Raw genomic sequence first — 25092 nt, 5'->3', positions numbered from 1 at the left:
GTCGATTTCATCTTCGGTATTGTATTTCGAAAAAGAAAATCTTACAGCCGGTCTGTCTGGCGACGTACCAATAGCCGTTAAAACATGAGAGCCTATATTTGTACCCGACGAACATGCACTGCCCCCGGAAGCAGAAACACCACTAATATCCAGTTTAAACAACAACATATCAGCCATATCCATTTCTGGAAAAGAAACACTCAACACCGTATACAAGCTTCTGTCCTCATCTGTTTCACCATTGAAAGAAACACCAGGGATTTCCTTTTCTAATTGCTCCTTCATATAACTTTTAAGCCCTTGAATATATTGTTGCTGTGTTTCCATTTCTTCATAAGCCAGACTCAAAGCTTTGGAAAGTCCTGCTATACCATATATATTCTCGGTCCCACCACGCATATTCCTTTCTTGCGCTCCCCCATAAATCATGGGATTAATTTTGACTCGGGGATTAATATAAATAAAACCGACTCCCTTTGGCCCGTGTATCTTATGGGCAGAACAAGCAATAAAATCAACTTTTAATGTACTCAAATCATGCTTATAATGTCCAACGGTCTGAACAGTATCGCAATGAAAAACAGCATTGTATTGTTCACAAATATTCCCCACTCGTTCTATATTTGTTAAGGTGCCTATCTCGTTGTTTGCATGCATCAGAGAAACCAAACTTCTTTCGCTACTTTTAAGTAGTTGCTCTAACTGTTCGTAATCTATATTACCTTTCTCATCTACATTCAGATAGCTTATTTTAATACCGTTCTTTTCCAACATTTCTACTGTATGCAAAACTGCATGATGTTCCAAAGGAGAAGTAATGATGTGTTTTATCCCTAAATCGGCAACCGTTCTTCTTATGGCTGTATTATCAGCTTCTGTACCACTAGAAGTAAAGAATATATTTGCCGGAGCAGTGTTTAACAGGTTAGCAACATTTTTCCTGGCTTTTTCTATAATTGTTCTCACCTCTCTGCCATGAGCGTGTATTGACGACGGATTCCCAAAATTATTCTCCATTACATCTATCATTACCTTCTTCACTTCTTCATCTAATGGAGTTGTTGCAGCGTTGTCTAAATACACTTTTCTTTTCATAATTTATTTGACCCTTGAAAATATGCATCAAAATTACTGAATAAAACCTTTTGACAGTGGTAAAACTTTAAATGCCATGTAAAATTCTTAAATAACTATATTTGCAGAATATATCGAATTACTATGTCAAAAGAGTGGTTTCAGAATTGGTTCAATTCTCCATTTTATCATATACTTTACAAACAACGCGACAAAGAAGAGGCAGAACTATTTATTGATAATCTTTGCACATACCTTGAACCTGACAAGAATGCAACAATGTTGGATATTGCCTGCGGAAAAGGACGCCATTCTATTTATTTAAACACAAAAGGTTACGATGTAACCGGTATAGACCTTGCCTATAACAGCATAAGGTTCGCAAAACAGTTCGAAAACGACAAACTACATTTTTTCGTTCATGATATGCGCAGACTGTTTTACATCAATTATTTTGATTTCGCATTTAACCTTTTCACCAGCTTTGGTTATTTTGAAACCGAAAAAGAACATGTTAATGCATTAAAAGCTTTTTCTAAAGCTCTTAAAAGCGATGGAAAATTGATTTTAGATTATATGAACAGCCAGAAAATCATCAATAATCTGGTAGAAGAAGAAAGTAAAACGATAGAAAACATTAACTTCCATATTACACGAAGTGTCAAAAATGAAAAAATCGTAAAAACCATCAATTTTACTCATGATGATAAAAACTATGCTTTTAAAGAAGAAGTTAGTGATTTTAAATTGGCAGACTTTGAACGACTATTCTCTTTAGCAGGTTTAAAAATCGAAAAACTATTTGGCGATTACAATCTCAATGATTTTAATCCGGACAATTCTGACAGACTAATTTTTGTTTGCAACAAAATATGATAGATTCCATACTACATTTTGATCAAGAAATTTTCTTTTTCATAAACAAAACATTGGGTAATCCCATCTTTGACTGGATTATGCCCATCCTGAGAAACAAATATGTTTGGATTCCACTATACATAGCTATTATCGCTTTTTCAATAAGGAGATACAGACTGAAAGGTTTATACTTAATATTATTTTTAAGTGCTACAGTAGGCTTTGCAGATTTTACAAGCGCAAAGATTCTTAAACCTACTTTTGAAAGAGTGCGGCCTTGTAATGATGAAACTATAAAAGATATGGTTAATGCAAGAGTGGGTTGTGGTTCTGGTAAAAGTTTCCCTTCAACTCATGCCACCGATCATTTTGCAATAGCTGTATTCTTAATCGTAATATTTAGAAGGATGTGGAAATCAATAACCGCTATTGCATTGATATGGGCAGGACTTATATCTTTTGCGCAGATATACGTTGGTGTGCATTATCCAATAGATGTTACAGTTGGTGCAATATATGGTTCCCTCATAGGATTTCTGTTTGCAAAATTATACAACCGCTATTTTCTGTTAGAAACCCACGTAAAAACAAACTGATCTGTTTAAATTATTTTAAGCCATGAACTATTTATTCATATTTATATTAGCAGCCGGAGCGCTATTAGGTGGTTTGTCTGTGTTTTTTATTAAACAGGAAAATCCTAATCGCTTAAAGCTTATTTTATCGTTTAGTGGCGCATATCTATTTGCTATTACAGTACTACATTTACTTCCGGATGTATACGAATCTCATAATCATTATGTGGGTTTATTTATACTCGCAGGCTTTATATTACAAATTTTACTGGAACAATTTTCTCAAGGAATTGAACATGGTCACATTCACGCCCATGATCACGGAAAAGCGTTTCCATGGGGCATCATGATCAGCTTATGTCTGCATGCATTTTTAGAAGGAATGCCATTAACTTCAAGAGAACAAAACCATTTGGTATTCGGAATTGCTGTACACCATATACCGGCAGCATTTGCGCTGGGAAGCGTTTTATTGAGTAATCATGTAAGTAAAGGAACAACTGTAGCTTTAATAATACTATTTGCCTTAATGGCTCCTCTGGGATATTTTTTTAGTTTCATATTAAAGAGCGGCAGCATTATTGAAACCAACTACTACCAATACGTAATGGGAATTGTTATTGGTATTTTTCTTCATATTTCTACAACAATATTATTCGAGTCCAGCGTAGACCATAAATTTTCTGTTAAAAAGACATTTGCTGTAATAGCAGGGACTTTAATTGCATTAGCCGGATTTTTAATGCATCAACACTAAAAAGAAAACAGGAGTTTTCAACTACAGAACAAGCTCTTAAAAGTCAGCGAAAAGAAAGTGATGTGCCACTTTCTTTTCGATATAAGACGATTTAATAAATTAAGAATAATGTAGATTACCTATCAAATTTAGCCCCGTAATTTATCTAAAAGTTCACTTAGCAAACCTGCCTCCTGTTCTGTCAAATTCTTAGAAAGAATATCCTTTACGATTTCATCCATTCTGATTTTTTCCAGAATGTTCAACCCTTCTTGAGATATGGTAATATCTACAGCCCTTCTATCTCTGGCGCATACTTTGCGCTCCACTAATTGTTTGGCCACTAGTCTGTCTACAATTCGCGAAGCATCAGACATTTTATCCAGCATTCTTTCTTTAATCAGATTTACAGTTGCCGGATTAGGTATTTGTCCTCTTAAAATACGCAGCACATTGTACTGTTGAAGAGTTAGGTTGTACTTATCTAATTCTGCCTTAAGCCAATTATTCACCCAACCATAAGTATAAACAATATTAACAACGACTTTATTGAAGTCACTTTCAAAACGACGATTCAATATTTCCTTCTCTAGCTCCATTGTATCTCCATTTTTCAATTCATTTATAAGATTTTAGTAGTCAATTTACCGTCCAAAAATTTTTTTAATGAAGTACCATCACCATGTAATGTCCACACTTCACTTGGATTTACTGTTTCTATAGTTGTAAGGATACCTGTCCAATCTACGTGATCAGATATATATAATGACAAATCATTCCCCTTTTGCAAATACTCCCATCCAGAAGCGAAAACCCTGGCTACGCCAACCGCCCCTCTATAACTATTAAAAGTCAACGGAGGCAATAAATAAACCTGATTTTGATGATGTTGTTTTAATGATTTCCTATTATATAAATTATACGTCCCCAATTTGACACCATATTGATTATATAATTGATGTATAGAGAAAATAGAATGATGAACATGTACTACTTTATCCGGGCAATGCTTATTGATCAGATGAGTTATTCTTTGTGCTTTACCCAATCCATAGACACCTAAAAGGATGTTGGTCTTAATACTATTTAATTTTTTTATTTCTATTTCGGCATCCGGGTGACTGACATTTGGATTTGCAAAGGTACTTTCGGTAATCAACACATCGGCCACGGGAAGTTCGGTCTGCTCACACGTATCGTCATTTTGCAACTTATAGTCGCCTGTATAAAGATAAGTCGAGCCTTCGAACTCCATTAAGATCATTGCAGAACCTAAAATATGCCCCGCAGGATAAAACCTAAGTTTCACTTCATTTATTGAAAAGCTTTCTTTATACTGCTTTACAAAAAAATTTACAGCGGCTTTTTTCTTATACCTCAGAAGCATAAGATCCTTTGTAAATGCCGAACAATAAACGTTTCTATTGCCTCCCCTTGCATGATCGCCATGAGCATGGGATATAACTGCATTTGCTACAGGTAATTCCGGATCTAAATAAAAATCTCCATACCGGCAGTATAAACCCGCTTCAGTCTTCGCAAGAAAATCATCCTTTATCATTAATCAAATTCAAAATTTTCTCATGAATATTTAATACCTGAGTAATCAGCAACTCAGATTCATTATTGTAAACAATAAAAGTAGCCAATCTTTCTTTTTCTTCTTCTGGCATTTGCTTATTGATTCTTGTCAGCACTTCATCTCTAACCACACGATCTCTCTTCATTACTCTTTCTATTCTAAGTTCTAAGGGCGACGAGACAAGAATATTAAAATCACTTTCCAGATAAGACCCACTTTCGAATAATAACGCGGCTTCTTTTAATGTATATTGACTATTTTGCTTTTTTACCCACTGCCTGTAATCGTCTATAACAACAGGATGAACAGTAGCATTAAGTCTTTCTAAAACAGCGGCATCTTTAAATGCTATTGCAGCAATATGTTTTCTGTTCAATTCTCCGTCCTGATAAGATGCTGTCCCAAAAAGCTCCACTACTTTATCACGAATAGTCTGATTGTTGACCATTAATCTTTTTGCCTCAATATCTGCATAGTATACAGGAATCCCGAGCAATTCGAATATACTACTTACCGTGGATTTTCCACTACCTATTCCTCCTGTTATCCCTACCTTCATCTTTATTTACTTACCATGAAATCTACCTGTTGAGGATTGAGCCTGTTAATTTGTACAAATGGGTTGTGATTGACAATAATTACTGGCAAACGAGTAGCTTTCTTTTCTCTCCACAAAGATAAATCGACTGTTGCCGAAACATGGTTTTCATCTACCGAAGCATAGTCTGACAATGAGGACCAGGCATATACTTTCACAAATGACGGGACTAATTTTACCCGATAATAATCTGGATTATTCACTACTTTAATTGGAATATCAAATTCCTTTTCAGTAAACTCTTCTACTTCCAATTTAAATTCTACCCTATTTGGGAATATACTAATATTTGCTTCTTTAGCTTTTTTCAGGCTAATATTAGAAGATATACTGCCACTAATTCCTTTCATCCGAAAAGTGTCTGTATCCCAATGATCGATATCTTTTATAACATCTGCCGGACCTGTTATAGTTACATGCGAAGGTTTGAGTAATATTTCTTTAGACTGTCCAAATTGCTTTTTATAATCTAACTCGGCCTTAAATTTAACAGGAACGCGCTTCACCTTTCTTGTAGCAAAATCAAAAAATAATGTATCGGGTAATACTTTTATAATAGTTTGATTAGAGAAAAACTGGTTATTGATATCAGCCATTTGTTCTCTCATACTTACAAAATTCCTTCTTTCCAGAGAACTTAAGTCTACTTTAATATCTGATACCGATTTGCTAAGCTTGTTGAACAGCAATTGCCACCCTGTACCTCGAACTACCAAAACAACGGTATCTGACTGTAAAGGATAAAAAGCTTTATTTTGAGGCAAGCTTTTAAATGAAGCAATAGCTTTTACGTTATAGTCATAATTCATAGACAAAGAATAAATCAACCAGGCCGCAAAAGCTAAAGCAATACATGTAAAGAACATGCTTATTCTCTTTCTTTCTCCTAATGATAGTCTTATTAATGCCATTTATGAAAAATGTTTAATGTTTTTTGAATTATAACATTCAGAAATGCAATACGTTCAAAATTGCAAATTTAAAATTCAGCATTTATTTAAACTCTATTCAAAGATATGAAATAAAAAATGCCACTTCTTTGTTTTATGAAGTGGCATTTTTTTATTTTAAAACTGAATTTACCCATTCAAGCCCTTAGAAGCATCTAAAGAAACTGCACTCTTGTCAAAACGGATTTTTCCGCCACCTTCGGTTTCCAGAACAATTGTTGTTTCGTTTAAATCAACAATCCTTCCGTGAATTCCAGCTGTGGTGATTACTTTATCTCCTTTTTTTAATTCGGCAACAAATTTCTTATGATCTTTCGCTTTTTTCATTTGGGGTCTGATCATGAAAAAATAGAAAACCACTATAATTAATAACATTGGAAGGAAACTCATCATATCTCCTGATGCTTGCAACAAAACGAAATTTAACAACATAATATAATTTTTATTATTTAACTATTTCACCTATTAAACGTACTACAGTTTCTGCCGGAACCGTATTAGCTCTAACAGTAACCGGTTTATCCTGAAGACCGCTTTTCCCGGTACTATTGAAAACCACTCTAATCTTTCCTTCCTTGCCTGGCAAAATAGGCTCTTTAGGCACTTCCGGAACTGTACAGCCACATGTTGCAGATGCATCAGAGATAATTAAGGGTGATTTTCCTTCGTTTACAAACTCAAAATCATAAGAGACTTTCTGACCTTCCTGAATCTTTCCAAAATCGTAAACATCTGTTTTGAATCGGATAACAGGAGCCTCTTCTGCATTTACATTTACGCTAACAGAATCAGTTTGCGTAGCAGACTGTTTGGCTGTATTATTACATGAGCTTATAACTATCGCTCCTGCTACCAGTAAAATATATTTTTTCATATTGTGTTTTAAATAAACAAATACAATTATACTAAGCCTCTACCGTATTTCCTTATTTTATTTTCAGCTTTTAATTCATTTAATATCTTGTCCAAGATACCATTGATAAAAACATTACTTTTAGGCGTACTAAATTCTTTCGCTATTTCCAGATACTCATTTATAGTTACTTTAACAGGAATACTCGAAAAATAAATCAGCTCTGCTAAAGCCATTTTCATAATCAGGATATCCATCATCGCAATCCGGTCTGCTTCCCAATTCTTTGTTTTGCCCGCAATCATTTCCTGATAAACACTGTCGTTCGCTAGTGTTTTATGAAAAAGATCTACTACAAACTCTTTATCTTCTATCCAGTTCGAACTGATCTGAGCTAACTTATTATCACCTCCTAAAGAATCAAAATTCTTCAGTGTCTTAGCTACCATAGCTTGAAGGACGTCCTGATCTACCTGCCAGTTTATATGTTTTTCCTCCAAAGCATTTTGTGCTAGTTCTGATTTTAAAATGACTTTTTTGAAGATGAACTTAATGATATCTTTATCTGAATGCAGATCATGTTCTTCTAAAGCCAGGTAATCTTTGTATTCCTGGGAATTTCTTAAAGTAACGAATAATGAACGCGCTAATTCCGGATCAAAATCCCACGAAATTTTATATTTCTTTACCGCCTGAACGTATTCTTCATTTTCTAAAAGAAGCTTTATAAAAAGATTATCTAATATTTTCAGATTAGGATTTAAATCTTCTGTTGATGGCAAATGTTTATTGGCTCTTTCTTCTGCATCAATATCTGCGTATTGAACTACATCATTAATTAAAGCCAATAGGCTGACATACATTTCATATACTTTGTCTATGCTAGAAAGCAGCCCTTTTTCTTGTTTCTTATAATCACTTCCTTCCGATTGCAAATACGCATACAGCGTTTGCATTACTTTAATCCTTAGATGCCTTCTATTCAACATAAATTTAAAGAACGATGGTTTTAAACCTTTTTATTTTGTATTTGGTGTGTATTTCTTCTATTAAAATGAAGATTTAATTTTCTTAATATCCTGGATTCTCTTTTCTGCAATTTTATCTGCAGCAATATTTGTAGGAATATTATCCTGTTTGGATTTTTTCAAAACCTGGAGTGTGGCATCATATATCTTCTCTGCCAGTTGCATAGTTCTTTTCTTAGAATAGCCTTCCAGTTCAGAATAACAATTAATTAACCCTCCGGCATTAATTAAATAATCCGGTGCGAATAATATGCCTCTATCTAAAAGTAACTGACCATCTCTTTTGTCATCGGCCAATTGGTTATTTGCAGAACCAGCAATAATAGAACATTTCATTTTATTGATGGTTTCAGGATTTACGGTTGCTCCCAGGGCACAAGGTGCATAAACATCAAAATCAATATCCAGAAGTCTATTATTATTTACAGCTTCTGCGCCATATTTTTTTGCTACACTAATCATTCGCTCCTCACTGATATCACTCACATATACCTTCGCATTTTCTATCCGTAACAAATTCACCAGATGTTCCCCAACATGACCTGTTCCTTGCACCGCTACGCTTCTTCCTGCCAAAGAATCGGTACCAAACATCTCTTTCACGCAGGCCTTAATTCCCATATAAACACCTTTAGCTGTAACAGGAGATAAATCTCCTGCACCTCCCAGTACTTCCGGAACTCCGGTTACATATTTGGTTTCCATTCTGATATACTCCATGTCTTTTGGACTGGTGCCTACATCCTGAGTGGTGATAAATGAACCATTTAAATTTTCGATAAATCTTCCGAAACGGCGCATCAGAACTTCCGTTTTATCATTTCGGCTATCACCGATAATAACGGCTTTACCACCGCCTAAATTCAGTCCCGTAATCGCCGCTTTATAAGTCATTGCTTTAGATAAACGCAGAACGTCATACAAAGCTTCTGCCTCGGTTTCATAAGACCACATTCTGGTACCTCCTAAAGCTGGTCCCAAAACAGTATTATGAATAGCGATAATGGCTTTTAAACCAGTATCTTCGTCATGACAAAAAACTACCTGCTGATGTTCAAAAGAAGCTAACTGGTTGAAAACTGAACTCTCTTCAAAACGGATCGATGACATATTATCTTTTGATATTTATGATTCGCCAACAAAAGTAGCGGTTTTTTTTTAATTTTAATATTTGAGGAATGAGATTTACGTATTGTAAATGAAATATAATTGAATATTTACACAAGTGATTCATGCTTTCGTCAAATCTAAAATCACGAAGGGTAAATCTAAAATCAAAAGACTACTTTTGTGATAATTAAAGATGAAAGACTTAGCCTATCTCAATAAATTCTTTTTAAAGTACAAATGGAAGTTGATTCCGGGTGTATTTTTTGTTATAACTTCTAATTTTTTTGCTGTAATCCCTGCTCAAATTATCCGGTTCGCACTTGATATGGTAACCGAAAATATTGCATTATACAGGCTTTTTAACGGATTTGAAAGACAGGAGATTCTTTATAAAATATTTGCATCGGGATTGTTGTTCTTTGGTGGACTGGTATTGCTCATGGCATTAATCAGGGGTATTCTACTTTTTTTCATGCGGCAAACCATCATATTAACGTCAAGACACATAGAGTTCGATTTAAAAAATGAAATCTATAATCACTATCAAAAACTAAACTTAGCATTTTTTCGGAGAAACAATACGGGTAACCTCATGAATCATGTGACGGAGGATGTAAGCAGGGTAAGAATGTATCTGGGGCCGGCAATTATGTACACCATCAATACGGTTGTTCTTTTTGGCCTGGTTATAACGGCTATGCTGGCAGTAAATGTAAAGCTGGCTTTACTAAGTATTGCTCCATTGCCTATTCTGGCGCTGATCATTTATCGGGTACATACCAAAATACATCACAAGAGTGAGAGAATTCAGGAGAGATTAAGCAGTTTATCTTCCTTTGTACAGGAATCTTTTTCGGGAATTAGGGTAATTAAAGCTTATACTCAGGAAAACAGGATCAGAGAGGGTTTCGCAAAAGAGAGCGAGGAATACAAGGAAGATTCCATGAGTTTAGTTAAAATACAGGCGCTGTTTTATCCAATGATGCTTTTACTGGTTGGTATAAGTACCATTATTACAGTATATGTTGGCGGATTAGATGTTATTAGCGGAAAAATAACAGCCGGAAATATCGCCGAATTTATTGTTTATGTCAATCAGCTTACCTTTCCTGTTTCCTCTTTAGGCTGGGTTACAACTTTAATTCAAAGAGCCGCTGCTTCTCAAAAAAGGATAAATCGGTTTTTACATACAGAACCAGAAATATTAAGTACAATAGAGCAAAGGCATATACTTGAAGGACGTATTGAATTCAGAAATGTAGATTTTATTTATCCAGACACTGGAATTCACGCTTTAAAAAATGTTAGCTTTTCTGTTAAGCCTGGAGAAAAACTGGCCATAATAGGAAGAACAGGCTCCGGTAAATCAACTCTTGCGAATCTGCTCCTGAGAATGTATGATGTAAGCGGAGGAGAAATCTTGATAGACGGAAAAAATATCAGGTCTTTAAATCTGCAGGATTTCCGAAGCCAAACAGGATTCGTTCCTCAGGAAGTTTTTCTTTTCTCTGATACTATTTCGAATAATATTGCTTTTGGACAAGACACCCTGGATATGCAAAAAGTAGAAGAAGCTGCTAAAAATGCATCTGTTTACAACAATATTATGGAATTTGAACATCAGTTCGAAACATATATTGGAGAAAGAGGCATTACATTGTCGGGGGGACAGAAACAGCGCGTGTCTATAGCCAGAGCTATTATTAATTCTCCGAAACTACTCATTTTTGACGATTCTCTTTCTGCAGTTGACACAAAAACAGAAGAACAGATTTTGCGCAACCTTGGTAAAATTATGCAGGGAAAAACCAGTTTAATTATTGCTCATCGTGTATCTACGATAAAAAATGCAGATAAAATTTTAGTTCTGGATGACGGCCGAATCATTGAACAGGGGACACATGAAAAATTAATGGAAAACCGCGGAACTTATTTTGAACTATATGAAAAACAACTTCTGGAAGAAGAGGTTTTATGAGTTACGCACACGCTAAAAAAACACTGAAATTTTATACAAATATTTAATAAACAGTCAGTTTTTTTTACTTTTTGCAAATTTAGTACGGTTAATATTTGGAAGTTTAGTTTTTTATTTCTTTATTTAGACAATCAAAACTTAAACAACTTAACACAGCATGGGAGATTACGAAAACAAAGAGAGAGAAGAGGTATTTTCGAAGAAGGTAAGAGCTGGAAAAAGAACTTATTTCTTTGATGTTAAATCAACGAGATCGAATGATTATTACATCACGATAACAGAAAGTAAGAAAAGGTTGGAGGATGGTATGTTTGTGAAGCATAAGATTTTCCTTTACAAAGAAGATTTCGAGAAATTCGCAGAAGGTCTTTCGGAAACAGTTGATTATATCAAATCTCACCAGGAAGTTGTTGAGAAAAGATATGAATATGCAACAGAAGATATAGCTCAGAAAACTGATGATGAATTTTCATTTGAACTTTAATTCATAGCTTACCTTATAACAAAGATACTAAGCCGCAAATTTTGCGGCTTTTTTGCTGAAAATAAACTCCCTTCTTGTTTCATATAAAATTATTTTGTATATATTTGAGAACGAATAACAATTTTTATAATGAACAATGGAACAGTAAAATTCTTTAATGCAACCAAAGGTTTTGGTTTTATTAAAGAAGACGGAACAGACAAAGAGTATTTTGTACACGTTTCGGGTCTTATAGACGAAATTTCTGAAAATGATCAAGTTACCTTTGACCTGAAAGACGGTAAAAAAGGATTAAATGCAGTGAATGTAAAATTGGCATAATTGCCAGTATTAGACATACTTAACATTTAGAAACTTTCATTTAAGCCATCGTCAAATATTTGCCGATGGCTTTCTTATTTATTACACTTTCTATTTTCTTTTACAAAACACCGGATCAAGCAAATTCTTGTGGGTATAGGCTTTTTTTAAAGTATACAATTCTCATAAGAATGAACATAAAGGACTCCACGTCTCTAATCTTACTTGTTAAGTATTTAACCAGTAAGGCTTCTCATGCAAAGAAATGTCTTTTCAAGAGTTACCACAATGACCTTTTCTTATAAAGAGTCTTTACTCCTCGGATATTTCTCTAATATTTGACTAATTATTATATAGTTTTTAAATGAAGATTACAGGGAAATAACAGGTAGATTAAAGGGATTTTTTCCGTATTATATCCGAGTGAGGTCCGTGTAAGGTCCCTGTAAAGTCTATGTTATAATAGGATTTATATGAGATAAGGCATTAATGAATAATAATCTCAAAAAGGACTGTGGACACGAATTTTTCGGTTCTTTAGCGGACTGTGTTTTCTAAGAATTCTAAGAAGACGATGCCGTCTCTCCCCTTCCCATTAGTTTATTTTACACAAAAATTTGCACTGTTTTCAGTGAAGAGCTAGTCCGATTATTCCATTTTTTTCTTGTATAGATTCCTTTCTTTCCTAAATACCTTTCCACACTTCGCTATTGTATGCTGCATTATTTCTCTATTTGGATTCTATATAATCCTGATACTTCTGTAAAACACTATACTTTTTGCGATATTTGCCATTATGGGATATAAAAGCTTAGCAGAATGTGTTAATGATCTGGAAAAACATGGTCACTTAATTAGAATCAAAGAAGAAATAGATCCTTATTTAGAAGCAGCCGCGATACATTTAAAAGTGTACGAACAAAAAGGTCCGGCACTTTTGTTTGAAAATATAAAAGGCAGTAAGTTTCCGGCAGTGTCTAATTTATTCGGAACAATTGAACGTTCCAAATTCATGTTTAGAGACAGTCTTGATAAAGTAAAAACCCTGGTGGATCTTAAAGGCGATCCTATGAAAGCTTTAAAATCGCCTTTTAAATATGCCGGTGTATCTTTAACCGCACTTTCTGCACTTCCCATGAGGGTTAACCATAATGCGCCAATTTCATTTGGAAAAGCAAAAATATCAGACATTCCTCCTATTGTTAATTGGCCCATGGACGGTGGCGCATTTGTAACAATGCCCCAGGTTTATACTGAAGATATAGAAAAACCTGGCATTATGGGTTCGAATTTAGGAATGTATCGAATTCAACTTAACGGCAACAGTTATATTCAGGACAAGGAAATTGGTTTACACTATCAATTGCACAGAGGAATTGGTATCCATCAGACTAAAGCAAATGCATTAGGACAACCATTAAAAGTCAGTATTTTCGTTGGAGGACCTCCGTCCCATGCACTTGCCGCCGTTATGCCTTTACCAGAAGGACTTTCTGAAACTACATTCGCAGGTGCATTAGGCAATAGAAGATTCCGGTATTTTTATGACAATGAAGGATTTTGTATTTCTGCAGATGCAGATTTTGTAATTACCGGAACCGTTTATCCTCAGGATAATAAACCGGAGGGTCCTTTCGGAGATCATCTCGGCTACTATAGCTTAATACATCCTTTTCCGTTAATGAAAGTTCACAATGTATATCATAAAAAAGATGCCATCTGGAACTTTACCGTGGTTGGCAGACCTCCGCAGGAGGACACGAGTTTTGGGGCGTTGATTCATGAAATATCCGGAAAAGCTATTCCACAAGAAGTCCCCGGAGTTACAGCTGTAAACGCAGTTGATGAAGCAGGCGTACACCCTTTGCTTTTTGCAATAGGTAGCGAACGTTATACGCCTTATCTCCAGGAGAGAAAACCACAGGAAATACTTACTCAGGCCAATAGAATTTTAGGATCAAATCAGCTTAGTTTGGCTAAGTTTTTATTTATCTGCGCAAAAGAAGATAATCCGCATTTAGATATTCATCATGTGGAAACGTTTTTCAAACATGTTTTAGAGCGAATAGACTTGACAAGAGATTTACATTTCTATACAAAAACCACCATTGACACATTGGATTATTCTGGTTCAGATTTGAATTCTGGTTCAAAAGTAGCTTTTACTGTTGCAGGAGAAATAAGGCGAAATCTAACTACAGAAATCCCCACTAATTTTAGGCTTCCTAATATTTTCAAAGGAGCTAAAATGGTACTCCCGGGAGTTATAACTATTGAAGGCAACAAGTATGAAAGTGAAAGGCAAGCATCTGAAGAAATTGCTGCACTTAATGAAATGCTGAAAAATGAAAATCTGGAATCTTTACCCCTGATTATTATTTGCGATGACGTAGAATTTACTGCTAAAAACTGGCAGAATTTTGTTTGGGTAACATTTACAAGAAGCAATCCTTCTCATGATATACATGGGATTAACTCATTTATAGAACATAAACATTGGGGGTGCAAGGGCCCGTTGATTATAGATGCGAGAGTAAAACCTCATCACGCGCCACCTTTAATAATGGATTCAAAAATCGAAAAGAATATTGAAAGATTATGGAGCAAGGGTGGTTCTCTATATGGTATCATTAAGTAGAGAACTGCTTTCCATAGCGTTTTACCTAAGCAAGTTATACAAGAAATAAATCTAATGGTCTTGCATAACTTGCTTAGCTTTTATTTTAGCTTATCATACTCCCCAAAACACCGGCAATTATTGCAAATATAAAAACCATGATATATAGACACAGTGCAATTATCATCAGTATTCCTATAAACCTATAATGAGCTTTTAGTCTGTTAAAAGCATAATCTAACGATTCCTGTTCGTTAAAATATAAAGCTTGCTTTATATAAGAAGCAAAATCATATAAGTATTTCGCCGGAAAATAATAAATCAATGCCACTACAATATAAATAACACCCAGCATTCCGCCTAAAGGAAAATATTTTTGCAATGCTACTGATCCGCTAACTGTAATAACAATACCGGCCAAAACCATAAGACCGGCCATAATAAACATTATTATAGCAATAAATTTTGCCCATTTTGCTGTTTCCGTCAGAAAAGAAGAAATTTCAACATTAATAATTAAACTTTCTTTTTTAGGCTGATCTGATTGAGGGTTATTGTCAAACTGTTCCTCTGGTGAATTTAAGTTTTCTTCCATTTTAATTTACAATTGATTGAGTTAAATATAGCTATTTTAAAATCGAAAGTAAATTAAAACAAAGACTTTTTATATTAGAGAAACCATTATCTTTGCGCCAAATTAGATAGCTGCTTAGTAGCACTAAAAATTACTTAATAAAACGAATTAGAATATGGCACTGCAGTGCGGGATTGTTGGTTTACCAAACGTAGGAAAGTCTACACTATTTAATTGTTTGTCTAATGCAAAAGCACAGGCTGCAAACTTCCCCTTTTGTACAATAGAACCTAATGTTGGTGTTATAACTGTTCCAGATGACAGGTTAACCAAATTAGCGGAATTGGTAAAACCACAAAGAATTGTTCCAAATACAATAGAAATTGTTGATATAGCTGGTCTGGTAAAAGGTGCTTCTAAAGGCGAAGGTCTGGGAAACCAGTTTTTAGGCAATATTAGAGCGACAAATGCTATCATCCATGTTTTACGTTGCTTTGATGACGGAAATGTTATCCACGTAGATGGTTCGGTAGATCCTATTAGAGACAAGGAAATTATAGATACAGAGTTGCAACTAAAAGACCTTGACACCGTAGTTAAACGTATTCAGAAAGTCGAAAAAATGGCTAAAACTGGTGGCGATAAAGACGCGAAAAGAACTTTTGAGATTCTATCAGTAGTAAAAAACCATTTAGAATCTGGTAAATCTGTAAGAACAGCTCCAATTTCTGAAGAGGACTTCGATTTTATTTCTGATTTAAGTTTACTAACTGTAAAACCTGTTCTTTATGTTTGCAATGTTGATGAAGCGTCTGTAAACACAGGTAATAAATATGTGGATCTGGTTAAGGAAGCTGTTAAAGATGAAAATGCTGAAGTATTAATTATTTCTGCCAAAATTGAATCTGAAATTGCCGAACTGGAAGATTACGAAGAACGTCAAATGTTTCTGGCCGATTTAGGTTTAACAGAATCTGGCGTTTCTAAATTAATTAGAGCTGCTTATAAATTATTGAATCTTTATACCTATTTTACGGCCGGTGTACAGGAAGTAAGAGCATGGACAATAACCAAAGGATTCACTGCTCCTCAGGCAGCTGGTGTAATCCACACCGATTTTGAAAAAGGTTTTATACGGGCCGAAGTAATTAAATACAATGACTTTGTAACTTTAGGTTCAGAAGCTGCTTGTAAAGAAGCCGGAAAACTTGGCGTAGAAGGAAAAACTTACGTTGTAGAAGATGGTGATATTATGCACTTCCGATTTAATGTATAAAATTTAAATTTGCACTTTGCATCCTTAGTTTAATGGATAGAATGTGAGATTCCGGTTCTCATGGTACAGGTTCGATTCCTGTAGGATGCACTCTAAAAACTCTCTTTTATTAGGCATTAATTTTGTGGTATTTTTGTTATAAAACTTAACCTAAATACACAAAAATTCATGACATCTATCAAGATATCAACCACTATTAATGCGCCAATAGAAAAAGTCTGGAAGTTCTGGACAGATCCAGAGCATATAAAACAGTGGAATAATCCTTCTCCGGATTGGCATACACCTCATGCTGAAAATGATTTAAGAAAAAATGGTACTTTCAACTTCAGAATGGAAGCAAAAGATAAAAGCTTTGGTTTTGATTTTTCGGGAATATATAGTAAAGTAATCAATTTTAAGGAAATAGCTTATACCTTGGGCGATCAGAGCAAAGTAGAAATCATCTTTTTAGACAAAAAAGGAAAGACCGAAATTAACGAAACTTTCGATGCTGAAAGTGAGAATGCTGTTGAAATGCAAAGACAAGGCTGGCAGGCTATTTTGGACAATTTCAGACAATATGTCGAACAACATTAACGTTTTATTTTAGTTGAACTAAGGACTAACACAACTAAATTCCAGGCATAAACCAAATATAAAATTATGAACCAATCTATTTATCCTTGCCTATGGTTTAATCAAAGGGCAAAAGAAGCTACAAAATTCTACCGTACTTTATTTTCAGATTCAGAAATTACTGCAGAAAACATATTGGTAAGTCTTATGGAAATAGAAGACCAGAAATTATTATTACTTAATGCCGGTCCGGAATTCGTTCCTAATCCTTCTGCTTCGCTATTTGTAAATTGTAAATCTGAGGAAGAAATAGAAAAACTATGCCTTAGTTTTACTGAAGAGGGCAAAGTATTAATGAAATTGGCCAGATATAATTGGGCTGAAAAATATGCCTGGGTAAAAGACAAATATGGAATAAGTTGGCAATTGTTCTATAAACCAGGTAAAGAAAGAAAAAAAATAAGACCTTCTTTTATGTTTCATGGTTCAAATGCAGGCCGAGCAAGTGAGGCCATAGGATTTTATACTTCAGTTTTTCCTAATTCCGGAGTAAAAGAAATTATCCGATATTCCGAAGATGAAAATCAAAATGTTAATTTTATCAAATACTCTGATATTTTCATTAATGAATTCGATATAATTCTGTTCGATAGCGCTCTCAAGTACAAATCACAACTGAACGAATCTTTTTCTCTTGTCATTGAATGTGAAACACAGGATGAAATTGATAAATATTGGTTAGAATTGAGCAAAAAAGGCTCAGAAGGGCGTTGCGGATGGGTAAAAGACCAATTTGGAATTTCGTGGCAAATAGTACCAAAGGTATTGCATGAACTGGTTTCTGACGAAATGAAAGCTCCAAAAGTAGTTAATAAACTAATGGGCATGGGTAAACTTAATATTCGGGAGTTAATAGAAGCATAACCATTTATTTTCCATATAAAAAAGGTAATTTTACTTATGCAATTTGGAAAAGTTAATAATCCGCAGGACATAGATTTTTCTATTCCTCAAGATCATCCGGATACCTTAAAAGTATTAAAGAACAGCAAGAATAAAGATTTCAAAACTTTTATTGGTTGCGCGAAATGGAATAAACAAGATCTTAAAGGCTTTTATCCAAGAGGGACCAAAGATGAACTGGCTTATTACTCAACACAATTTAATTGTATAGAGCTTAATGCTACATTCTATAAATCTCCGAGTAAAGAGCAGGTAAGAACATGGTATGATAAAACTCCTGCGCATTTTAAGTTTTTCCCAAAGCTTCCTAATACCATTAGCCATTTTAAACGATTGGTAAATACACAACAAGCAACGGAAGAATTTTGTGATGCAGTTGCTCATTTCGAAGAAAAACTGGGAATGGCGTTTTTGCAACTCCATGATAATTTCAAACCAAAAGATTTTGAGTCTTTAAAAAAGTATATTGAAAATTTTCCTAAAGTAATTCCCTTAGCTGTTGAGGTAAGAAATGCCGAGTGGTTTGCGGATCAAAAATTTACAGATGAATATTATGAAGTAATAAAATCTAACAATATTACTAATATTTTGGTGGATACCGCTGGAAGACGAGATATGATGCATATGCGCTTAAGCACTCCTACTGCTTTCATCAGGTGGGTTGGAGCAAACCATCCTTCAGATTATAATCGTTTAGATGAATGGGTTTCCAGAATTAGCCAATGGAAAAAAGAGGGTTTGGAAAACTTATATTTCTTTGTCCATCAGAATGTAGAGTTAGAATCTCCTCTTTTATCAGCATACTTTATTGAAAAATTAAATAAAGCGTTGAATCTGGATATCCAAATCCCAAAAACTTTGAATAGCAACAACAACGGTAAACAAACTACATTACTTTAAAAATAAAAAACATGAAAACGTTACTCTTAATTTTCGCATTATTCTTTGCTGCTCCATCAGCCGGTATTTACCAATTCAAAGATTTAAAAGATATTAACGGGAAGAAATTAGATCTTTCTAAATATAAGGGTAAAAAGATCTTAATTGTTAATACGGCCTCTAAATGCGGTTATACTAAGCAATACGAAGAATTGCAGCAATTATCCGAGCTGTTCAAAAACAAGTTAGTTGTCATTGGTTTTCCGGCAAATAATTTTAAAAATCAGGAACCTGGCAGCAATCAACAAATTAAAGACTTTTGCGAACAAACTTATGGCGTTAAATTCCCGTTAAGTGAAAAGGTAAGTGTTAGTGGAAATGATATGCATCCTTTATTTAAGTATCTAACATCTGCACCCAATCCAGATTTCACTGGTGATATTAAATGGAACTTCGAAAAATTTCTGATTGACGAAAACGGAAATCTTATTCATAGATTTAGGTCAGCAACGACACCTTTGTCAAAAGATATAACACAATACCTGTAATAAAAAGGAGCTCTCGAGAGCTCCTTTTTAATAAGTTTACATATCCCAATATTTCAACCGGGCTTTTTTAATATAATTTCTGATATCTAACGTAAATGCCGCCAGAAAATAAAATACTAAAGGGAATCCAACGGCTAAAAAAGAGGTATAAATAAAGAACAATCTAATTTTAGAGGAAGAAATATTAAACTTCTCACCTAAGTAAGTGCATACTCCAAAAGAGTATCTCTCAAAAAACATAAATACTCGCTGAATCATCTCTTTAATGTTTTAAGATTTTTATACCGAAAGCACAATTTAAGCATTTTTTCTGATTGCAATAAAAATTTTTTAAATGAATAAGTCCCTGACTCTCCGAAGACAGCGAAACTTTTAAACCTAAATTCCTGAAACCGTTAATAATCTGATTATCTTCTGCTTTAATACTTGCCAAAATAGATAACGCACTATCTTTATACGATTGATTATCCATATAATCGCCATAAAAAAACAGTATTGGTGAAATCGAATTGATGAGCAGATTGTCTATAGATCCGGTACCTATTTTTATCAAAAACTCTTTTATTCTTGGTTTATCAAAATTATAATGTTCAAACCAATATGGGTTAATTGTGAGATCGGTAAATAACAACCGGTAATCTTTCACGTGTTTTATTTCCAATAACCTCGAGAAAAGATGAGAAGATTTATAAATAAGTCCAGCAAATTCTGCAAGACGTATAGTTGGAAAGTTATCCGGCCTGGTTTTAGCAAATTTCCATATAAATTTATCCAGAGTCTTTAAATTATACTTATGTTGTAAAAACCTAAATTCTCTTTTTAAGATATTTGGGTACTCGTCTTCAAATTCGTCTTCTAAAAAACCTGCTACTCCAAAAACTAACGATTCTATCTGTTGCTGATCACTTTTATGCCTGGCAAGAATTTGCTGAGGAAGGTTTTTAGCCAGCATTTCAAATGGTTGCTGATTTACTTTAAAACCAAAGTTTCCCGCCAATAAAATGTAAAATGTATCTTCCCAGCTTCCTTTTGTGTAGCTGTAAATATGCCTGATAGTTTCTGATTTATAGGTTAATCTCTCTACCAAAATCCGGTCTATCCAGGCTTTATAAGTAAAGTCATCTATCTTATGAATATCTTCCTGACAAGGAATCCAATGTTCATTATTTCTAAGTTTCTCTATTTTTTCTATCAGTTGAGGCTCTATAACCGGCTTTAGTTCCAGAGCTGGAATCTTTGTGCCGTCTATCCTAGAGATGTCTATGTCGTTTTGCCAGACAACATGCAGAATAACATTATCATAAGATTGATCTGTCTGATGGTTATGCCTGTTCCAATCAGAGGCTAGCACATGAATTTCTACAGACCCGACCCAAAGTGTGTCACCAATTTTTATTCTGGCCTCATAAAAATCGGGACCTGCATTAGAATTATGATATCCTGGTGAAATTACTTCAATAAACTCACCTAAGCTTGTTTTTAAGCCTTTAAAGGGAAATAATTTATATTTCCAGATATAATGAAGGATGTTTTCTTTTGAAACCATCCTTTAAATTAATCAAAATATTTCTTTTAAAAATATTTTGTTTCTAAAAACCAATTTTTGAAAGTTCTTTGGCCATTTCTATCTGGACCTTTTGCGCTTCTTCTCTGGCTCTTTCCGCAAAATCTTCACCTGAAGAGGCATAAATAATTGCTCTTGAAGAATTAACTATCAAACCGCAATCTTTGTTCATTCCATATTTACATACCTCTTCTAATGATCCGCCTTGTGCGCCAACTCCAGGAACGAGCAAAAAGTTATCCGGAGCCTGTTTTCTGATAGCTAAAAAACCTTCTCCTCTTGTTGCTCCTACTACATACATTAATCTGGATGCATCAGCCCATTCACTGGATTTTTGGATAACATGTTCAAAAAACTTGCTTTCTCCATCTTTCAGCTGTTGAAAATCATGACTTCCTTCATTAGAAGTCAAAGCCAATAAGATTACCCATTTATCGGTAAAACTCAGAAAAGGTGTAACCGAATCTTTCCCCATATAAGGTGCTACCGTTACAGAGTCAAAATCCATTTCCGAAGATTGCGGATCAAAAAAGGCTTTCGCATACATTGCAGAAGTATTCCCGATATCTCCACGCTTTGCATCTGCAATAGAAAAAGTATCTTTAGGCAAAGATTTATAGGTATCAATTAAAGACTTCCAGCCCTGGATACCATTACATTCATAAAAAGCAGTATTAATTTTATAGGAAATACACAAATCTTGTGTAGCATCAATAATCTGCTTATTAAACTCCAGAACAGGATTTTCATATTTCAACAAGTGTTTAGGTATCTTATTAAGATCGGTATCTAAACCCACTGCTAAGAAGGATTTCTTTTTTTTTATTTGATTGATAATTTCTGCCCTGTTCATTTTATAGAGTACTTTTTTTAAACGGTTCAAAAATACAGAATAAGAAACAAAAAAATATTTTAAAAAAAATTTGACATTGGTTTTTTAATTGCCTAAAATTGCACAGGAAATCTCAATTTATCCTTAATCTACGTTATTAATTAAAAGTCTCAATTATTTGAAATAGGTTTTAGCAATTAATTACTACTTAGGGTAAATCTATAAAATAAAAAATCCTTGAAAATTCATTTTTAATGTTTGATATAAACGAATTGAACGACAAGCTTGTGTCAGAGCTTCGTGAAATTGCTAGAACGTTTGGTATAAGCAATGCTGATGACCTACGAAAAGCAGAATTAATTGCAAAAATTAAAGAGCAGCATGAATTGATTAATGCAGCGAAATCTGCCGGTGCTGTAGAAGAAATCAAAGAAGAAAAACCAAAGAAAAGAGCTCGTACAGTTAAAACCACTACCACAGTAGAGGAGGTAAAACCAAAGCCAAAAGCGGTAGAAGCTTCGTTATTTGATAATCCTGCAGAGGAAACTACAAGTGCTCCTGCTACAACAGAAAAAAGACCTAGAAAAGTTGTCGCAGCAAAGGAGACACCAGTTTCGGCTCCGGAAAGTGTACCTGCAGCTCCTGTTAAACTGCCTGCTGAAGAGGTTAAACCTGCAGAAGCAGAACGCCCTCAGCAACAAAAACCAAACAATGGAAAAAGAGCTCAGGACTCAGTCTTTGATTTTGATAATGTCATTACTAACGAAGGTGTGTTAGAAATCATGCCTGACGGGTCTGGATTCTTACGCTCTTATGATTATAATTATTTGACTTCTCCTGATGATATATATGTATCTCAATCTCAAATCAAATTATTTGGTTTAAAGACCGGAGACACCGTGAGAGGAAGTATCAGACCTCCTAAAGAAGGTGAAAAATACTTTCCTTTAGTTAGGGTAGAGTCTATTAATGGTCGTGTTCCTGCCGAGGTAAGGGATAGAATTCCTTTCGATTACCTTACTCCGCTCTTTCCTTCGGAAAGGTTGAATTTATTCACTAAACCTGGTGATTACTCTACCAGAATTATGGATTTATTCACTCCTATCGGAAAAGGGCAGCGTGGCTTGATTGTAGCACAACCAAAAACAGGTAAAACTAATCTTTTAAAAGAAGTTGCAAACGCAATTGCGGCTAACCATCCGGAAGTTTACCTGATCATTTTATTGATTGACGAACGCCCGGAAGAGGTTACTGATATGGCAAGAAGCGTGAGAGCAGAGGTTGTTTCTTCTACTTTTGACGAACCTGCAGAACGCCACGTAAAAATCGCTAATATTGTATTAGAGAAGGCTAAAAGAATGGTCGAGTGTGGTCACGATGTAGTTATCTTATTAGATTCTATCACTCGTTTAGCTAGAGCTTACAATACGGTTGCTCCTGCTTCTGGTAAGATTTTATCGGGTGGTGTTGATGCAAACGCATTACACAAACCTAAACGTTTCTTTGGTGCTGCCAGAAATATTGAAGATGGCGGTTCTTTAACTATCTTAGCTACAGCTCTAACAGATACCGGTTCAAAAATGGACGAAGTTATCTTTGAAGAATTTAAAGGAACAGGTAATATGGAGCTTCAGCTGGATAGAAAACTATCTAACAAACGTATTTTCCCTGCTATTGATATTACTGCCTCAAGCACAAGAAGAGACGACTTGTTACTAGATAAAGAAACACTTCAAAGAGTTTGGATCTTAAGAAACCATCTTGCCGACATGAATTCTCAGGAAGCGATGGAATTCTTGTTAACTCAGGTAAGAGGTACAAAATCTAACGAAGAGTTTTTAGTTTCTATGAACAGCTAAAACAAAGCAATCAAAATATTATGGCTAAAGAAATAATAGGAAAAAACCTTTTATTTCTTTAGCCTTTTGTATTTTTATACATTATGATTAAAAAGCATATTCCTAACCTTTTAACTTCGGCAAACCTGTTTTCGGGCTGTATAGGCGCTATTTATGCATTCCAAGGCGATTTAAAAACGGTAGCTTACTTTGTAATTCTATCTGGGATTTTTGATTTCCTTGATGGCTTTGCTGCCAGATTGTTAAATGTTAAATCGGACATAGGAAAAGAACTTGATTCTTTGGCTGACGTAATCAGTTTTGGCTTTGTCCCCGGAATTATCTTTTATCAATTATTAAAAACAGAAAGTGCTTCCTTCGTTCCATATTTAGGGTTTATAATTACGATATTCTCCGCACTACGGTTAGCTAAGTTTAATTTGGATACCAGACAGACAGAAGATTTCATTGGCCTTAACACACCTATGAACACTTTCTTTGTCATATCATTACCTTATATAATAGACGACAATCCTATGGTAAGCAATCCCTGGTTTCTTTGCGGGTTAATTGCTGCTCTTTCCTGGTTATTAATTTCTGAGCTTAGGTTATTTTCCATGAAACTGAGTGGAGACCTTTCATGGAAAGCAAACAAATACAGGTATTTATTTCTTATATTTTCTGTTATAAGCCTGATTTTCGGGGGATTTTCAGGGATACCAATAATTTTATTCCTCTATTTGATCTTTTCCCAGTTGCATTACAGCAATTTGAAACGAACAGCAAAGTTATAGATTAGCGGAAAGTTCGTTTTTCTTAATTTCTAAACTTTGATATGCAGAATCAAAAATACCACAAAGTCCATCAAAACTTGCTTTAATTATCTCGTAGTTTTCTTCTGCTCTTGCCTGATGTTCTATATTTGCCATCTCCTGTTGCTCTGTATGCAAACCAATAAAAGCTAACGTTGGCTTTATTTTATGCGAGACCTCTGCTATTTTTTTCCAGTCTTTTTCTTCAAAAGCTTGCTTTAAATTAGCTACGTAACCAGGTGTCTGTTGCAGAAATATATCAATCATTTCTATAATAAATTCTGCATTTCCGCCTGCAACTTCGTCTAAATAAGACAAATCAATTTTAACGTCTTGATTTAAGCTCATATTTTTTCTTTTAATTTCCTAACGGAAAGTTTATCCTTACATTCTTTATAAAGTTCTTTTACGGATTTTTTCAGAATTGGATGTATAAAATTTGGAAAAATTTCATTTAATGGTTCCAGAACAAACATGCGTTCCGGAATAAAGGGGTGCGGACTGG

General features: G+C 34.5%; 28 protein-coding genes and 1 tRNA gene. 15 read left to right on the top strand and 14 right to left on the bottom strand.

Going from position 1 to position 25092, the window contains the following annotated elements; translation table 11 throughout:
* Nucleotides 1-1095: cysteine desulfurase family protein (locus ABWO41_RS03395; RefSeq protein ID WP_353133448.1), on the bottom strand; the 1095-nt coding region annotated here is incomplete at its 3' end.
* Between the two features lie 123 nt (nt 1096-1218).
* On the opposite strand from ABWO41_RS03395, the gene ABWO41_RS03390 reads away from it, so the two are divergent.
* The 3 genes from ABWO41_RS03390 to ABWO41_RS03380 are packed head-to-tail and all read left to right on the top strand — an operon-like array spanning nt 1219 to nt 3264.
* Nucleotides 1219-1950, top strand: a complete 732-nt coding sequence (locus ABWO41_RS03390; RefSeq protein ID WP_353133445.1) for an SAM-dependent methyltransferase — start codon at nt 1219-1221, stop codon at nt 1948-1950.
* Complete coding sequence (locus tag ABWO41_RS03385; protein WP_353133442.1) at nt 1947-2528, top strand: phosphatase PAP2 family protein; 582 nt, start codon at nt 1947-1949, stop codon at nt 2526-2528. Before ABWO41_RS03390 ends, ABWO41_RS03385 begins: the two co-directional genes overlap by 4 nt.
* Before the next feature lie 22 nt (nt 2529-2550).
* The gene (locus tag ABWO41_RS03380; RefSeq protein WP_353133439.1) at nt 2551-3264 is read left to right on the top strand and encodes a ZIP family metal transporter; all 714 of its coding nucleotides are present in this window, start codon (nt 2551-2553) and stop codon (nt 3262-3264) included.
* 128 nt (nt 3265-3392) lie between these two features.
* Here ABWO41_RS03380 and ABWO41_RS03375 read toward each other — a convergent pair whose 3' ends face one another.
* From ABWO41_RS03375 to ABWO41_RS03340, 8 genes are all read right to left on the bottom strand, one after another.
* The gene (locus ABWO41_RS03375) at nt 3393-3842 is read right to left on the bottom strand and encodes a MarR family winged helix-turn-helix transcriptional regulator (RefSeq protein ID WP_353133436.1); all 450 of its coding nucleotides are present in this window, start codon (nt 3840-3842) and stop codon (nt 3393-3395) included.
* A 23-nt stretch (nt 3843-3865) separates the two neighbouring features.
* Entirely contained in the window at nt 3866-4804 is a 939-nt protein-coding gene (locus tag ABWO41_RS03370) for an exonuclease (protein WP_353133433.1), read from the bottom strand.
* On the bottom strand, nt 4791-5384 hold the full coding sequence (gene coaE / locus ABWO41_RS03365; protein WP_353133430.1) for a dephospho-CoA kinase: 594 nt from the start codon (nt 5382-5384) through the stop codon (nt 4791-4793). Before coaE ends, ABWO41_RS03370 begins: the two co-directional genes overlap by 14 nt.
* A 2-nt stretch (nt 5385-5386) precedes the next feature.
* Nucleotides 5387-6334, bottom strand: a complete 948-nt coding sequence (locus ABWO41_RS03360; protein WP_353133427.1) for a CdaR family protein — start codon at nt 6332-6334, stop codon at nt 5387-5389.
* A gap of 168 nt (nt 6335-6502) precedes the next feature.
* On the bottom strand, nt 6503-6805 hold the full coding sequence (gene yajC, locus ABWO41_RS03355; protein ID WP_502945628.1) for a preprotein translocase subunit YajC: 303 nt from the start codon (nt 6803-6805) through the stop codon (nt 6503-6505).
* Between the two features lie 13 nt (nt 6806-6818).
* Nucleotides 6819-7247 (bottom strand): DUF1573 domain-containing protein, encoded by a 429-nt coding sequence (locus ABWO41_RS03350; protein ID WP_353133424.1) that lies wholly within the window; start codon nt 7245-7247, stop codon nt 6819-6821.
* Between the two features lie 26 nt (nt 7248-7273).
* Nucleotides 7274-8215, bottom strand: coding sequence for a transcription antitermination factor NusB (gene nusB, locus ABWO41_RS03345; RefSeq protein WP_353133422.1), 942 nt, complete (start codon nt 8213-8215; stop codon nt 7274-7276).
* A gap of 60 nt (nt 8216-8275) precedes the next feature.
* Nucleotides 8276-9364: a Glu/Leu/Phe/Val family dehydrogenase gene (locus ABWO41_RS03340; RefSeq protein ID WP_353133419.1), complete on the bottom strand. Its 1089-nt coding sequence runs from the start codon at nt 9362-9364 to the stop codon at nt 8276-8278.
* Between the two features lie 193 nt (nt 9365-9557).
* Between ABWO41_RS03340 and ABWO41_RS03335 the strand changes: the two genes are divergently transcribed.
* The 4 genes from ABWO41_RS03335 (at nt 9558) to ABWO41_RS03320 (ending at nt 14764) form a co-directional block, all read left to right on the top strand.
* Entirely contained in the window at nt 9558-11342 is a 1785-nt protein-coding gene (locus ABWO41_RS03335; protein ID WP_353133416.1) for an ABC transporter ATP-binding protein, read from the top strand.
* Nucleotides 11343-11499: 157 nt separating this feature from the next.
* On the top strand, nt 11500-11826 hold the full coding sequence (locus tag ABWO41_RS03330) for a DUF3276 family protein (protein ID WP_353133413.1): 327 nt from the start codon (nt 11500-11502) through the stop codon (nt 11824-11826).
* 129 nt (nt 11827-11955) lie between these two features.
* Nucleotides 11956-12147, top strand: a complete 192-nt coding sequence (locus tag ABWO41_RS03325) for a cold-shock protein (protein ID WP_353133410.1) — start codon at nt 11956-11958, stop codon at nt 12145-12147.
* A gap of 775 nt (nt 12148-12922) precedes the next feature.
* Nucleotides 12923-14764, top strand: a complete 1842-nt coding sequence (locus ABWO41_RS03320; protein ID WP_353133407.1) for a UbiD family decarboxylase — start codon at nt 12923-12925, stop codon at nt 14762-14764.
* 85 nt (nt 14765-14849) lie between these two features.
* Here ABWO41_RS03320 and ABWO41_RS03315 read toward each other — a convergent pair whose 3' ends face one another.
* Nucleotides 14850-15338, bottom strand: coding sequence for a DUF5362 family protein (locus ABWO41_RS03315; protein WP_353133404.1), 489 nt, complete (start codon nt 15336-15338; stop codon nt 14850-14852).
* Nucleotides 15339-15492: 154 nt separating this feature from the next.
* Here ABWO41_RS03315 and ychF point away from each other — a divergent pair, with 154 nt between their 5' ends.
* From ychF to ABWO41_RS03285, 6 genes are all read left to right on the top strand, one after another.
* A complete protein-coding gene (ychF, locus tag ABWO41_RS03310; protein WP_353133401.1) occupies nt 15493-16593 on the top strand; it encodes a redox-regulated ATPase YchF in 1101 nt (366 codons plus the stop codon).
* Between the two features lie 18 nt (nt 16594-16611).
* Nucleotides 16612-16683: transfer RNA gene (locus tag ABWO41_RS03305), tRNA-Arg, on the top strand.
* Between the two features lie 78 nt (nt 16684-16761).
* Complete coding sequence (locus ABWO41_RS03300) at nt 16762-17172, top strand: SRPBCC family protein (protein WP_353133398.1); 411 nt, start codon at nt 16762-16764, stop codon at nt 17170-17172.
* Between the two features lie 66 nt (nt 17173-17238).
* Nucleotides 17239-18075 carry a VOC family protein gene (locus ABWO41_RS03295; protein WP_353133395.1) on the top strand — a complete coding sequence of 279 codons (837 nt, stop codon included), beginning with the start codon at nt 17239-17241 and terminating at the stop codon, nt 18073-18075.
* A gap of 36 nt (nt 18076-18111) precedes the next feature.
* On the top strand, nt 18112-19014 hold the full coding sequence (locus tag ABWO41_RS03290; RefSeq protein WP_353133392.1) for a DUF72 domain-containing protein: 903 nt from the start codon (nt 18112-18114) through the stop codon (nt 19012-19014).
* A gap of 11 nt (nt 19015-19025) precedes the next feature.
* Nucleotides 19026-19541, top strand: coding sequence for a glutathione peroxidase (locus tag ABWO41_RS03285; protein ID WP_353133389.1), 516 nt, complete (start codon nt 19026-19028; stop codon nt 19539-19541).
* Between the two features lie 36 nt (nt 19542-19577).
* On the opposite strand, the gene ABWO41_RS03280 is transcribed toward ABWO41_RS03285, so the two are convergent.
* From ABWO41_RS03280 to pyrF, 3 genes are read right to left on the bottom strand one after another with little or no spacing between them, the layout of a single operon-like run.
* The gene (locus ABWO41_RS03280) at nt 19578-19799 is read right to left on the bottom strand and encodes a PspC domain-containing protein (protein ID WP_353133386.1); all 222 of its coding nucleotides are present in this window, start codon (nt 19797-19799) and stop codon (nt 19578-19580) included.
* Nucleotides 19800-19803: 4 nt separating this feature from the next.
* Entirely contained in the window at nt 19804-21087 is a 1284-nt protein-coding gene (locus ABWO41_RS03275; RefSeq protein ID WP_353133383.1) for a DUF2851 family protein, read from the bottom strand.
* Nucleotides 21088-21130: 43 nt separating this feature from the next.
* The gene (pyrF, locus tag ABWO41_RS03270) at nt 21131-21958 is read right to left on the bottom strand and encodes an orotidine-5'-phosphate decarboxylase (RefSeq protein ID WP_353133380.1); all 828 of its coding nucleotides are present in this window, start codon (nt 21956-21958) and stop codon (nt 21131-21133) included.
* 233 nt (nt 21959-22191) lie between these two features.
* Between pyrF and rho the strand changes: the two genes are divergently transcribed.
* Nucleotides 22192-23796, top strand: a complete 1605-nt coding sequence (rho, locus tag ABWO41_RS03265; protein ID WP_353133377.1) for a transcription termination factor Rho — start codon at nt 22192-22194, stop codon at nt 23794-23796.
* 83 nt (nt 23797-23879) lie between these two features.
* The gene (gene pssA / locus ABWO41_RS03260) at nt 23880-24569 is read left to right on the top strand and encodes a CDP-diacylglycerol--serine O-phosphatidyltransferase (protein WP_353133374.1); all 690 of its coding nucleotides are present in this window, start codon (nt 23880-23882) and stop codon (nt 24567-24569) included.
* On the opposite strand, the gene ABWO41_RS03255 is transcribed toward pssA, so the two are convergent.
* Nucleotides 24564-24935 (bottom strand): Hpt domain-containing protein, encoded by a 372-nt coding sequence (locus ABWO41_RS03255; protein WP_353133371.1) that lies wholly within the window; start codon nt 24933-24935, stop codon nt 24564-24566. The two genes, pssA and ABWO41_RS03255, sit on opposite strands and share 6 nt — an antisense overlap.
* Between the last annotated feature and the right edge of the window lie 157 nt (nt 24936-25092).

Origin of the sequence: Pseudopedobacter sp. (assembly GCF_040392825.1) — a bacterium.
Lineage (GTDB): Bacteria > Bacteroidota > Bacteroidia > Sphingobacteriales > Sphingobacteriaceae > Pseudopedobacter.
This window is presented reverse-complemented; position numbering and strand designations above follow the sequence as displayed.

Bases quoted from the DNA above. Each gene is read 5' to 3' on its own strand.
- ABWO41_RS03390 (WP_353133445.1), top strand. From the start codon at position 1,219: ATGTCAAAAGAGTGGTTTCAGAATTGGTTCAATTCTCCATTTTATCAT.
- ABWO41_RS03385 (WP_353133442.1), top strand. From the start codon at position 1,947: ATGATAGATTCCATACTACATTTTGATCAAGAAATTTTCTTTTTCATA.
- ABWO41_RS03380 (WP_353133439.1), top strand. From the start codon at position 2,551: ATGAACTATTTATTCATATTTATATTAGCAGCCGGAGCGCTATTAGGT.
- ABWO41_RS03375 (WP_353133436.1), bottom strand. From the start codon at position 3,842: ATGGAGCTAGAGAAGGAAATATTGAATCGTCGTTTTGAAAGTGACTTC.
- ABWO41_RS03370 (WP_353133433.1), bottom strand. From the start codon at position 4,804: ATGATAAAGGATGATTTTCTTGCGAAGACTGAAGCGGGTTTATACTGC.
- coaE (WP_353133430.1), bottom strand. From the start codon at position 5,384: ATGAAGGTAGGGATAACAGGAGGAATAGGTAGTGGAAAATCCACGGTA.
- ABWO41_RS03360 (WP_353133427.1), bottom strand. From the start codon at position 6,334: ATGGCATTAATAAGACTATCATTAGGAGAAAGAAAGAGAATAAGCATG.
- yajC (WP_502945628.1), bottom strand. From the start codon at position 6,805: ATGTTGTTAAATTTCGTTTTGTTGCAAGCATCAGGAGATATGATGAGT.
- ABWO41_RS03350 (WP_353133424.1), bottom strand. From the start codon at position 7,247: ATGAAAAAATATATTTTACTGGTAGCAGGAGCGATAGTTATAAGCTCA.
- nusB (WP_353133422.1), bottom strand. From the start codon at position 8,215: ATGTTGAATAGAAGGCATCTAAGGATTAAAGTAATGCAAACGCTGTAT.
- ABWO41_RS03340 (WP_353133419.1), bottom strand. From the start codon at position 9,364: ATGTCATCGATCCGTTTTGAAGAGAGTTCAGTTTTCAACCAGTTAGCT.
- ABWO41_RS03335 (WP_353133416.1), top strand. From the start codon at position 9,558: ATGAAAGACTTAGCCTATCTCAATAAATTCTTTTTAAAGTACAAATGG.
- ABWO41_RS03330 (WP_353133413.1), top strand. From the start codon at position 11,500: ATGGGAGATTACGAAAACAAAGAGAGAGAAGAGGTATTTTCGAAGAAG.
- ABWO41_RS03325 (WP_353133410.1), top strand. From the start codon at position 11,956: ATGAACAATGGAACAGTAAAATTCTTTAATGCAACCAAAGGTTTTGGT.
- ABWO41_RS03320 (WP_353133407.1), top strand. From the start codon at position 12,923: ATGGGATATAAAAGCTTAGCAGAATGTGTTAATGATCTGGAAAAACAT.
- ABWO41_RS03315 (WP_353133404.1), bottom strand. From the start codon at position 15,338: ATGGAAGAAAACTTAAATTCACCAGAGGAACAGTTTGACAATAACCCT.
- ychF (WP_353133401.1), top strand. From the start codon at position 15,493: ATGGCACTGCAGTGCGGGATTGTTGGTTTACCAAACGTAGGAAAGTCT.
- ABWO41_RS03300 (WP_353133398.1), top strand. From the start codon at position 16,762: ATGACATCTATCAAGATATCAACCACTATTAATGCGCCAATAGAAAAA.
- ABWO41_RS03295 (WP_353133395.1), top strand. From the start codon at position 17,239: ATGAACCAATCTATTTATCCTTGCCTATGGTTTAATCAAAGGGCAAAA.
- ABWO41_RS03290 (WP_353133392.1), top strand. From the start codon at position 18,112: ATGCAATTTGGAAAAGTTAATAATCCGCAGGACATAGATTTTTCTATT.
- ABWO41_RS03285 (WP_353133389.1), top strand. From the start codon at position 19,026: ATGAAAACGTTACTCTTAATTTTCGCATTATTCTTTGCTGCTCCATCA.
- ABWO41_RS03280 (WP_353133386.1), bottom strand. From the start codon at position 19,799: ATGATTCAGCGAGTATTTATGTTTTTTGAGAGATACTCTTTTGGAGTA.
- ABWO41_RS03275 (WP_353133383.1), bottom strand. From the start codon at position 21,087: ATGGTTTCAAAAGAAAACATCCTTCATTATATCTGGAAATATAAATTA.
- pyrF (WP_353133380.1), bottom strand. From the start codon at position 21,958: ATGAACAGGGCAGAAATTATCAATCAAATAAAAAAAAAGAAATCCTTC.
- rho (WP_353133377.1), top strand. From the start codon at position 22,192: ATGTTTGATATAAACGAATTGAACGACAAGCTTGTGTCAGAGCTTCGT.
- pssA (WP_353133374.1), top strand. From the start codon at position 23,880: ATGATTAAAAAGCATATTCCTAACCTTTTAACTTCGGCAAACCTGTTT.
- ABWO41_RS03255 (WP_353133371.1), bottom strand. From the start codon at position 24,935: ATGAGCTTAAATCAAGACGTTAAAATTGATTTGTCTTATTTAGACGAA.